Below are 9,954 nucleotides of genomic sequence, written 5' to 3' on the forward strand. Positions count from 1 at the left end.
GTGAATAAAAAAACTATTCCTGTTGAATAATTTTATTTAATTCGTCCTGCAATCCCGAAAGATGCTGCTGGATTACCGGATCAACCTGATTATAAAGTCGTTCGAAATATTCAACCATCTGAACTCCTTTCCGGGTGAGCACGGTTTGACCACCTGCGGCGCCGCCACGGCTTTTTTCGATGAGTGGAAATCCCAGTTTTTCTTCGATTTTTTTCAGGTTATCCCATGTCTGGCGATAGGCATATCCCATCTTATCCACTGCTGCTTTCAATGAGCCGGTGTCACGGATGGCTTTGAGCAAAATCCATTTGCCTTCGCCCAGAATGCTTACCTGGTCGTTGGACTCGATCCAGAATTTGTATTTCAGTTGCAAATGTGATTTGTTTTCAGACATATTTGAGGGTATTAAGATTGCAATAATAATGATTTTTTACAGGCTGAAACTGTCATCACGACAAGTGGCGATAATTAGCCATTAGCCGTTGAATATGAGAATAAGCCACAACCATTAGGTTTCGGATTCAGTTATAATCTCCTTACACAATGAGGAAGCATGATGACGTTTTCGTTGGTTAGTGTTTCGGCACATTCTATAGGGTCACAACACGTTTGGCAGACTCTTTTATAAGCTCTGAAATGCAAAAGCTCGACATCCTGCGAAAAAAAGTCTTCTTGAACTGGCTCCGTGCGGAGAAGATCAGTGCTGAGATACTTTTTATTATCGTCAGGAAAAACAGTAACCACTACAGCCTTGTTTCCAAGCTGGTTTTGAATCATTAAGGCTCCAAGAAAATTTGCGCCCGAAGATATCCCGACACCAAGGCCAATTTCGCAGGATAACTTCTGAGCCATGATAATGGCGTCCCCATCGTCAACTGCTACCACTTTGTCTAAATGATCGAAGTTAATAATTGCAGGCACAAATTCATCCGAAATGCCCTGTATCCGATGTTTACCAACTTTATGTCCGGTGGATAATGTAGGGGAATTAGCGGGCTCCAATGGATGAATCATAATTGATGCATCCCGTTCTTTGAGGAACTTTCCAATTCCCATTATTGTTCCACCTGTACCCACACCGGCAATAAAAGCGTCGGGGTTGATATTTCTGTACTTTAATTGCCACCAAAGTTCTGGCGCTGTGGTGAAATAATGTGCGTTGATGTTGTCTTCGTTCGAGAATTGCTTGGGTAGAAATCCATTCGTTTTTTCAGCAGCAATTCTTGCCATCTCAATACTTCCCAGGAAGCCGCCTTCTTCTTTACTAACGAGTCTGATAGTGGCGCCATAGCTTTTGATCAGGTTCTTCCGTTCGTCGCTCATCCAGTTTGGCATAAAAATATTTACATGGTGGCCCAAAGCCCTGCCGATAGCTGAAAAAGAAATTCCTGTATTGCCGCTTGTAGCCTCATAAATCTGTACCTCCGGATTCAATAATCCCCTGTTGTAGGCTTCGCTGAGGATATAAAATGCCATGCGGTCTTTAATACTTCCGGTCATGTTAAGATTCTCGGCTTTTGCATAAATTATCCGATTTTCGCCCCTGTAGCGAAAATTAATCTCTAACAGAGGGGTATTCCCGATCAGACTCTTCAAATTTTTGATGTTGGAATAGATCATTTGCTTTTCAATTTTTGTTGTTTGTCGTTCAGTATGTGTAGATATTTATTTTGATTGTTACTCCATTCATTTTGCAATTAATCAGTTTTTATGTTAAACCCGCATTGCCTTTTTGCAACAGGTTGGTGTTTTTGTGAATCAGAAAAATCAAACGCATCGAGAGGAGTGGCAAAAAGTATACGGTGAGTTTATTGAGCAAACCGGGAATACACTCAGCTTTTTTTCTGAATAACGACCTGACAGCTTTTTTTGCAACGAATTCGGGGGTTTGCATAATACCAAGCCTCCTGGCCAGTTTCAGATTGATTTTGTTGGGATCATAAAGTGCTGTTGCCGTTGCACCGGGAATCAGGCAGGTAGCGTTCACGCCATAGATTTTCAATTCGCTTCGCAAAGCGCGCGTGAAAAAGCGCATGTAAGTTTTGGAAGGGCCATAAATCGAAATTCCGGGATAAGGCATCACTGCAGAAATGGAAGAGACATTGAGAATGTGCCCACTGTTCCTTTGTTTCATTTCGCTTCCAAATAACCGGCAAAGCATTGTTGGAACCAGTACGTGCAACTGCAGGACAGCATTGATTTTTTTCGCCGGAGTTTCCATAACTTCAGAGAAAACCAGAAAGCCGGCATTGTTTACCAATATTTCGACTTCAAGGTCTTGCTGTTTTGTAAAGTTAAAAATTTCCTGCGCTGAATTTTCCTTTGATAAATCAATATCAAGCACATGGCATGAAACAGCATATTTCGCTTCAATTTCAATCTTACAATTTTCTAAAAGCCCCGGCTGATTGCTGACAAGAAATAAGGAAAAGCCATTGGCGGCCAATTCGTGCGCAATGGCCAGCCCAATGCCTGATGAGCCACCTGTGATCAGTGCAACTTTTTTTGCAGGTTTATTTTGCATGGCCGGCGTCTTCTTCATTTTGATGACATCTGAAAGGGCCGTTATACATCACCGCAATACAATGATTACTTGTGTCACAGGATGAGCGGGATATCTCATTATTCCTGATCTTATTGATAAAGTCAGGGTCTTTGATCAGCGCGCGTGCAATGGCCACAGCATTAAAGCCTTCAGATAAAACTTCGTCAATGTTTGTTTTTGATAAAATACCTCCGACGTAGACCAGAGGCATTTTCAGTGCTTTTCGGAACAAGCGGGCATCGTCGAGGAAATAGTTTTCATGGAAGGGTACTTTATGGATCATTATTTTCCCAAATATCCGGACCATCAGGCTTACGAATGGATTATCGACATGCCGGGCAAGAGTCCTCACCGGCATGGCCCCGCGAAGGATATACATCGGAGACCGGCTCACAAAGCCGCCGCTCAGCACCAGGGCATCAACACCTATATTTTCGAGTGTTTTAGCAACCTGGAGCGATTCCTCTGTCTCCATCCCTCCACGAACACCATCACGCATGTTCAGTTTAACCAAAACAGCCGTTTTTCCTCCTGCGGCTTGCAACACCTCCTCCATCACCAGTTGCATGAAACGCATTCTGTTTTCCAATGATCCGCCAAACTCATCTTTCCGCCGGTTGAAAATTGACGAAAGAAACTGGCTGATAAGATACCCGTGCCCGGCATGAATTTCTACCGCATCAAAGCCGGATTGCTGTGCAAGACGCACAGCATCCCCAAAACTCGTTACTATTTCTTGAATTTCATTTTTCCTTAATCCACGTGCAAACGAGGGTGCATACAAATTGAAATGGGTTGAGGAAGAGACGGGCTGAGATCCTGCCATGCCATTTTTTGCCATATTGCCGCAATGCCCCAGTTGAATGGATGCAGCAGCACCTTCGGTATGAATGGCATCGGTAAGGCGCTTCAATTGTAATAAAATCTCTGGTCGAATCCATAGCTGATGAGGAAATGAAAGTCCGTTCCGGGTCACCGAAGCATAAGCCACCGTTGTCATCCCGATGCCGCCAGCTGCTACTGAGCGATGATAGTTAATGAGCTCCTCACTCACCTGGTTTCCCGGGCACATGCCTTCAAAGGCTGCTGCCCTGATGGAGCGGTTGCGCAGCGTGAGCGGGCCAATTTTAACCGGTGTAAACAGCATGTGGCAAAAGTAAGGGATTATTGAATATTTCAACAAATCTTGCTTTTAGCAGCGTTAAAAAAATTGCTGTGAATTATTGATTACTGGTTGGGAGATCAATTTCCTACGACAAATTTTAGTGTAACCAGTTGGTTCAAAAAATAATCCAATTTATCTTTTCAAATGATCCTTCGAAAGTTAGCTATGTAATATAACGTGGTTGCATCAGTTCAAATCTGAAATAATCTGGTTTACGCCCCTGTCCCCGCAAATCCTATGGGTAAAAGTAAGTGTCTTGTGTAATGGAAAAAGCTAATTTGCCTTTGACCAAAAATTTGGAATCATTAAAAATTACAAGAATATCTTCAGAGTAAAAAGAAAAGTTTGATCTTTGCGACATGCAAAATTCACATATCGTAATATTTACTTTAATAAGAGAAGTGATGAAGAAGAGTATAAAAGGAGTTTTGGTTCTTTTTGGGAGTTTGCTTTTAATGACTTCGTGTAATCTCAATCCTGATGCTGTTACCGGAGCAAGCAAACCGATGGTTCAAAATGGGAATAGTCTGTTTCACCAGACAGAGGAAGTTAGTTTAACCGTTGGTGAGATTACCATTGAGGGGGAGGTAAAAAATCCGGGAAAATTAAATCTGGAAGACTTTTACAAGAGAGAGGTGATGGTAAAAGAGGCGCTCTATGATAAGCAGAAAGGAATTGACTTTATCGGTGCATACCGCTATCGCGGCTATTCTTTGTTTGATCTGCTTCATCCTTACAATCATGAGAAAAAAAATAAAGAAGAGTTCCCCCCGGCGATCGATCTTTACGTAGTTATTGAAAATGCGGCAGGGGAGTCCGTTGTATTCAGTTGGTCAGAAATCTTTCATACCAATATTCCTCATCAGATGTTGATTGCAACTGAAATGGCGCCAATCGTCCCTTACAAAAAGGAAGTAAACTATCCGGTGTCAAAAGAATGGAAGATTGTTTGCGGTAATGATCTTTTTGCCTACAGGATGCTCGAAAATCCTGTGAAAATAAACGTGCATTCGTTTGGTGAAAAGGATTACGCTATTCAGAAAGGAATGAAACCTATGTATAGTTCTGATGTCAGCGTTGTTTTCGGGGACGGATTATCGTTTGTCATTGACCCGGTAAATGACACAACAACCTACCGAACCTATTTTTCTAGTTTTTACGGTATGGGGATGGGTTACCATGAAGCAAAATATTTTAGGGGTCCGGTACTGTTTGATCTTTTTGACAACCAGATTGATTTATTTGATTCCGAACGGATTACCCATGGACTGGTTTGTTTTGCCGGTCTTGACGGTTACCGATCAGTTTACAGCTTCAGCGAACTGTTCAACCGTACTGACCAGGTTTACCCAATACTTGCTGTTCCCGAAAACCCTGAGGATGGTGGATTTTACAGGGTTTTTCATCCAGCAGAGTTCTATGCCGACCGCTCGGTGAAATCATTACAGGAAATCTATTTTTTTAACAAATGACCACTTTTCTTATAATAATGTAAACAGTACAACTTGAATTTACTGGTCGGATGACAAAAAATATTTTTTGAAGTTGTCACGGATTATGTTTGGGGATTACTCCAATCAAATTGTTAGCCTAAAATTATGATCATCAAAAAAAATATCCCCCGATCTGTCTTTTGCATGAAGATGCCTTATTTGAGAATACTAGGTGCTGTTTTTTGGTAAAAGTTAAAACTTTCGATTGTATCAAATCATTTTAACTCACCTCCAAATACCTCCGCTTGTCCATAAGTTTATTAAACGCTGTTGGCCATTCCTACTTAAAATTAATTTTATACCCTGTACGTTTTCAAAATATTGTACTTTTGCCGGTGTAATTTTATTGATTATTTCGGGGTGTAGCGCAGTTGGTTAGCGTGCTAGACTGGGGGTCTAGAGGTCGCGAGTTCGAGTCTCGCCACTCCGACAAAGAAAAACGAGGCTGCTTCAGCAATGAGGCGGCTTTTTTGTTTCGGAAATTAACCAAGATTGCTGAGATTTGTTTATCGCAGAAAAGTTGGTTTAGCTATTTTTGTCGGAATTGATTTTGCCGTCTGATGAAGAAAGTATTTGACATTTGGTCAAAAAAACCGATGCAGAAAGAGAGTTATCTGTTTGGCTTTGTTATTTTTTTACTCTGGATTTACCTGATTCTCCGGGGAATTTTCGTTCAACCCATGCACGATGAAGTGGCCACCTTTTTCACCTTTGTGCAGTCAGGCCGGTTTTTACCCTACTTTTCTGAGTGGACTACCAACAACCATCTGTTGAATTCGCTGCTGACCTGGATTAGCTACCATCTTTCCGGCTCATCACCGATCTCATTGCGTTTACCCAATTTACTCTTTTTCCCATTTCTCGGCTATTTTCTCTGGAAAATTGCATCTTACCTCAACTCCAGGTTGTTACGCTGGGGGTTTCTGACCTCCATTTTATTTATTCATCATTTCATCGAATTTTTTGCCCTCTCGCGTGGATATGGATTGGCATTTACCCTACTGGCCGGCAGCATCTGGTTCACGATGAAGGCAATGGAATCAAACCAAATCAAAAATCAGGTCATGGCACTGGCTTTTGGTGTGTTGTCGGTTAGTGCCATCCTGATTCATGTAAACTCACTGATTGTTGTCATTGGTTTGTTTCTGATGAATATCTTTTTCAACACCTCAGTTAAAAAGCAAAAATTCACCAAAATCATTGTACTAATAATAATAGGTATCATTCCAGCCTTGCTTGCCGTTCGCTACCTGCTTGATCTGAATACAGCAGGGCGGCTGGATTATGGCGGTGATCAGGGATTTTGGGAAGCATCGGTAAAAGACCTGACCTCGATGCTACTTGGCGATTTATCCGGCTGGCTCAACAGTTACATCCTCATATTGGTCGCGGTATTAATTCTATTGACCGGATACTTTATTTTTAATGAATGGCAAAAGAAACCGGGTATCATACACTTGTTTAATCCAAGGTGGGTGTTGTTCTATTTGCTGACCGGAAACCTGGCGGGCTTTTTCATCGAACATCATCTGTTTGGCGTCCTTTATCCCGGCAACCGGACTTCCATTCAATTTATCATCTTTTTCCTGGGGAGCATCTTTTTCCTACTTGATGGTTTTAATAAAAAAATCAAACCTTTGCTGTCATTATTTTTGATACCTCTCCTGTTTTTCCCTTTACAATTTTTTGTTTCGGCAAACCTATCCAAAATCGCCATTGAGAATGAATCTATTCCCCTGAGATTCTTCAATACAATTCAGGAAGAGCGATCGGAAGAAAATCGTCAGCCAACCATACAGGGCTACAAAGGCCGTGAGTTACGCTGGGCTTACCTGAATTATCGCGAAAAAGCACAAATGCCCATGGTACATTGCAGTTCTTATCCTGATGATATTGCCGACTTTCAGATTGTTTACCCTGATCAAAACCCTTCATGGTGGAATTTGTACGATTCCATTGATAGCGATAATGTTTCGGGTTTGTATCTGCTGGAACGAAAAAACAAATTGAGCAGGCGTAAGCTGATAAAAGAAATCATACCCCCTTTCGATGAAATGCAAAACGATGAATATTTTGCCATTTCAAGGGGTAGCGTTGACTCTATGGCCAACGCGCATCTTTTTGCAGAATTTGATCTGTCAATCACCACCTCAGATCAACCTTTCGATGGGTGGATCGTATTTACTGTTCTGGATAAAGATGGGCAGGGTTTGCGCTATGAGCGGATTCCGCTGAACTGGTATAACGTTGACTGGAGTTCTGATGGCAGGTGGATCCGAACCGGCTTAATGATCAATGCTTTGCCAGAGGAGACGACAACCTATCTCGCATACTTGTGGAATATCCACACTAAATCGTACAAAATAAATTCGATCGAATTTACGCTTTTTATTCTTGAAAATCAGTGATATTTACCCGTTTGAAATCCCTGTCATTTAGAATGATTTAACGTAAGGAGTAAAAAACCTTTTTAAAAAATTGTTAATAAATCACTTATACTTAAAAGTTCACAGTATCTTTGCGCCCTGTTTAAACGAAGAAAATCTATCATAAGATATTGTAAATGAGCAAGAAAAGCGAAGGATTTATTTCCCAGGTGATCGGCCCGGTAGTTGATGTTTCATTTGAGCAGGATCAATCGCTGCCAAATATCCACGATGCACTTGAGGTTTTTAAGCAAGATGGCACTTCTGTGGTCCTTGAAGCACAGCAGGACATTGGCGAAAATACTGTCCGCACGGTTGCCATGGATTCAACTGATGGCCTTTATCGTGGCATGAAAGTAAACAATATTGGCCATTCGATAGAAATGCCGGTTGGTGAATATATCCGGGGCAGACTTTTTAATGTGATCGGCAATCCCATTGATGGACTAAAACCTGTACCTAAGGACCGTGCTTATTCCATCCACCGTGAACCACCACTTTTTGAACATCTTAGCACTGTTAGTGAAATTCTTTACACAGGAATCAAGGTAATTGATCTTATCGAACCTTACAGCAAAGGAGGTAAGATTGGGCTTTTTGGAGGGGCCGGGGTTGGCAAAACCGTGATCATCATGGAACTGATCAACAACATTGCGAAAGTATATTCCGGATTGTCAGTTTTTGCAGGTGTTGGCGAGCGTACCCGCGAAGGAAATGACCTTTTGCGTGAAATGATTGAATCAGGTGTAATCAGATATGGTGAGGATTTTTTAAAATCCATGGAAAAAGGGGGTTGGGATTTGTCGAAAGTAGATTACAACGAATTACAAAAATCACAGGCAACACTTGTTTTCGGCCAGATGAACGAACCTCCCGGAGCACGTGCCCGTGTAGCTCTCTCAGGGCTTAGCCTGGCAGAGTATTTCAGGGATGGTGATGATGAATCAGGGGGAAAAGACATTTTATTCTTTATTGATAATATTTTCCGTTTTACCCAGGCAGGATCAGAGGTTTCCGCACTACTTGGACGTATGCCTTCTGCGGTGGGTTATCAGCCAACGTTGGCTACTGAAATGGGACTGATGCAGGAACGCATCACTTCAACGACACGAGGTTCAATCACTTCGGTGCAAGCTGTTTATGTTCCTGCCGACGACCTTACCGACCCGGCTCCGGCTACAACATTTGCCCACCTTGACGCCACTACGGTACTTAATCGTAAAATCGCAGAATTGGGAATTTATCCGGCTGTAGATCCTCTGGATTCAACATCACGAATTTTATCGCCGCATATTGTCGGTGAAGAGCATTACAACACTGCACAACGGGTTAAAAATATTCTTCAGCGCTATAAAGAACTTCAGGATATCATAGCCATTCTTGGAATGGACGAACTTTCAGAGGAGGATAAACAATTGGTTCGCCGTGCCAGAAAAGTGCAGCGCTTTCTATCGCAGCCCTTTCACGTAGCGGAACAGTTTACAGGTATTCCCGGAAAAATTGTGGACATTCAGGATACCATCAAAGGCTTTAATATGATCATTGATGGCGAAGTGGATGAATATCCTGAATCAGCGTTCAACCTCGTTGGAACAATCGAAGAGGCCATTGAAAAAGGGAAAAAGTTGCTTGAAGAAAGTATTGCTTAAAGAAAAGACTGACCAATGAGCTTGAATATCAGGGTAATCACAAAAAATAAAACGATTTATGCCGATAAAGTCAAAATGGCCCAGTTCCCGGGAATTGACGGGTTATTTGGTGTGCTGAATAATCATGCTCCCATGGTTTATGTGTTAAAAAAGGGCTCCATCAAAGTCACAAAATCAGATGATAAAGAGCAATTTATCGAAATCGATGGCGGCCTGGTGGAAGTGTTCAATAACGAAATCGTCGTGCTGGCGGATTAATTAATTTCAAAGGTTGAAGTTTAGTGATGGTTAATCAGGGAAAAAATATGGTAAAGTGGTTAAGACGAATGTTCATTCCGTTAGGATTGGTCGTTATGCTCGCACTTTCTGTAACAATCACTGCATCCGGCAAAATTGAAGAACAGCCCCACCAACTTGATGCTGATTCGATTATCCAGGAGCAAAGCACCAAGAAATTCAGGGCAGCCGACATGATTTTTCATCACATTGCTGATGCTCACGACTGGCATATATTGGATCGGGGTAAGTTTCATCTCACCATTCCTTTGCCTGTAATTCTTTGGCATGACGGGCAGTTCCATGTATTCATGTCCAGTAAATTCAATCATCGCCATGACCTTTACAAGGGTTTTGGAATTAAAACAGTTGGCCACTCGAGCAAAATCGTTAAAGCTGA

At 41.9% G+C, this 9,954-nt stretch carries 9 protein-coding genes and 1 tRNA gene; 6 read left to right on the forward strand and 4 right to left on the reverse strand.

The genetic code is table 11. The features are described from left to right. Positions 1 to 13: 13 nt before the first annotated feature. The 4 genes from IH598_15165 to IH598_15180 form a co-directional block, all read right to left on the reverse strand. Positions 14 to 394 (reverse strand): LysR family transcriptional regulator, encoded by a 381-nt coding sequence (locus IH598_15165; GenBank protein MBE0639856.1) that lies wholly within the window; start codon positions 392 to 394, stop codon positions 14 to 16. 131 nt (positions 395 to 525) lie between these two features. Next, positions 526 to 1,620 carry a cysteine synthase family protein gene (locus IH598_15170; GenBank protein ID MBE0639857.1) on the reverse strand — a complete coding sequence of 365 codons (1,095 nt, stop codon included), beginning with the start codon at positions 1,618 to 1,620 and terminating at the stop codon, positions 526 to 528. A gap of 88 nt (positions 1,621 to 1,708) precedes the next feature. Then, complete coding sequence (locus IH598_15175; GenBank protein MBE0639858.1) at positions 1,709 to 2,542, reverse strand: SDR family NAD(P)-dependent oxidoreductase; 834 nt, start codon at positions 2,540 to 2,542, stop codon at positions 1,709 to 1,711. Further along, a complete protein-coding gene (locus tag IH598_15180; GenBank protein MBE0639859.1) occupies positions 2,514 to 3,692 on the reverse strand; it encodes an NADH:flavin oxidoreductase in 1,179 nt (392 codons plus the stop codon). The genes IH598_15175 and IH598_15180 overlap by 29 nt, the downstream gene beginning before the upstream one ends. 422 nt (positions 3,693 to 4,114) lie before the next feature. Here IH598_15180 and IH598_15185 point away from each other — a divergent pair, with 422 nt between their 5' ends. The 6 genes from IH598_15185 to IH598_15210 all read left to right on the forward strand — a co-directional run. Beyond that, complete coding sequence (locus IH598_15185) at positions 4,115 to 5,182, forward strand: hypothetical protein (GenBank protein MBE0639860.1); 1,068 nt, start codon at positions 4,115 to 4,117, stop codon at positions 5,180 to 5,182. A 377-nt stretch (positions 5,183 to 5,559) separates the two neighbouring features. Next, positions 5,560 to 5,633 (forward strand) — tRNA-Pro (locus IH598_15190). 130 nt (positions 5,634 to 5,763) lie between these two features. After that, the gene (locus IH598_15195; GenBank protein ID MBE0639861.1) at positions 5,764 to 7,611 is read left to right on the forward strand and encodes a hypothetical protein; all 1,848 of its coding nucleotides are present in this window, start codon (positions 5,764 to 5,766) and stop codon (positions 7,609 to 7,611) included. A 155-nt stretch (positions 7,612 to 7,766) separates the two neighbouring features. After that, positions 7,767 to 9,278 carry a F0F1 ATP synthase subunit beta gene (locus IH598_15200; protein ID MBE0639862.1) on the forward strand — a complete coding sequence of 504 codons (1,512 nt, stop codon included), beginning with the start codon at positions 7,767 to 7,769 and terminating at the stop codon, positions 9,276 to 9,278. A gap of 15 nt (positions 9,279 to 9,293) precedes the next feature. After that, on the forward strand, positions 9,294 to 9,536 hold the full coding sequence (atpC, locus tag IH598_15205) for an ATP synthase F1 subunit epsilon (GenBank protein MBE0639863.1): 243 nt from the start codon (positions 9,294 to 9,296) through the stop codon (positions 9,534 to 9,536). A 47-nt stretch (positions 9,537 to 9,583) separates the two neighbouring features. Beyond that, positions 9,584 to 9,954: hypothetical protein (locus tag IH598_15210; GenBank protein MBE0639864.1), on the forward strand; the 371-nt coding region annotated here is incomplete at its 3' end.

It is taken from the genome of Bacteroidales bacterium (genome assembly GCA_014860585.1).
GTDB lineage: Bacteria > Bacteroidota > Bacteroidia > Bacteroidales > 4484-276 > RZYY01.

Excerpts from the sequence above, each read along its gene's own strand:
- IH598_15165 (MBE0639856.1), bottom strand. The coding sequence starts at position 394 with ATGTCTGAAAACAAATCACATTTGCAACTGAAATACAAATTCTGGATC.
- IH598_15170 (MBE0639857.1), bottom strand. The coding sequence starts at position 1,620 with ATGATCTATTCCAACATCAAAAATTTGAAGAGTCTGATCGGGAATACC.
- IH598_15175 (MBE0639858.1), bottom strand. The coding sequence starts at position 2,542 with ATGAAGAAGACGCCGGCCATGCAAAATAAACCTGCAAAAAAAGTTGCA.
- IH598_15180 (MBE0639859.1), bottom strand. The coding sequence starts at position 3,692 with ATGCTGTTTACACCGGTTAAAATTGGCCCGCTCACGCTGCGCAACCGC.
- IH598_15185 (MBE0639860.1), top strand. The coding sequence starts at position 4,115 with ATGAAGAAGAGTATAAAAGGAGTTTTGGTTCTTTTTGGGAGTTTGCTT.
- IH598_15195 (MBE0639861.1), top strand. The coding sequence starts at position 5,764 with ATGAAGAAAGTATTTGACATTTGGTCAAAAAAACCGATGCAGAAAGAG.
- IH598_15200 (MBE0639862.1), top strand. The coding sequence starts at position 7,767 with ATGAGCAAGAAAAGCGAAGGATTTATTTCCCAGGTGATCGGCCCGGTA.
- atpC (MBE0639863.1), top strand. The coding sequence starts at position 9,294 with ATGAGCTTGAATATCAGGGTAATCACAAAAAATAAAACGATTTATGCC.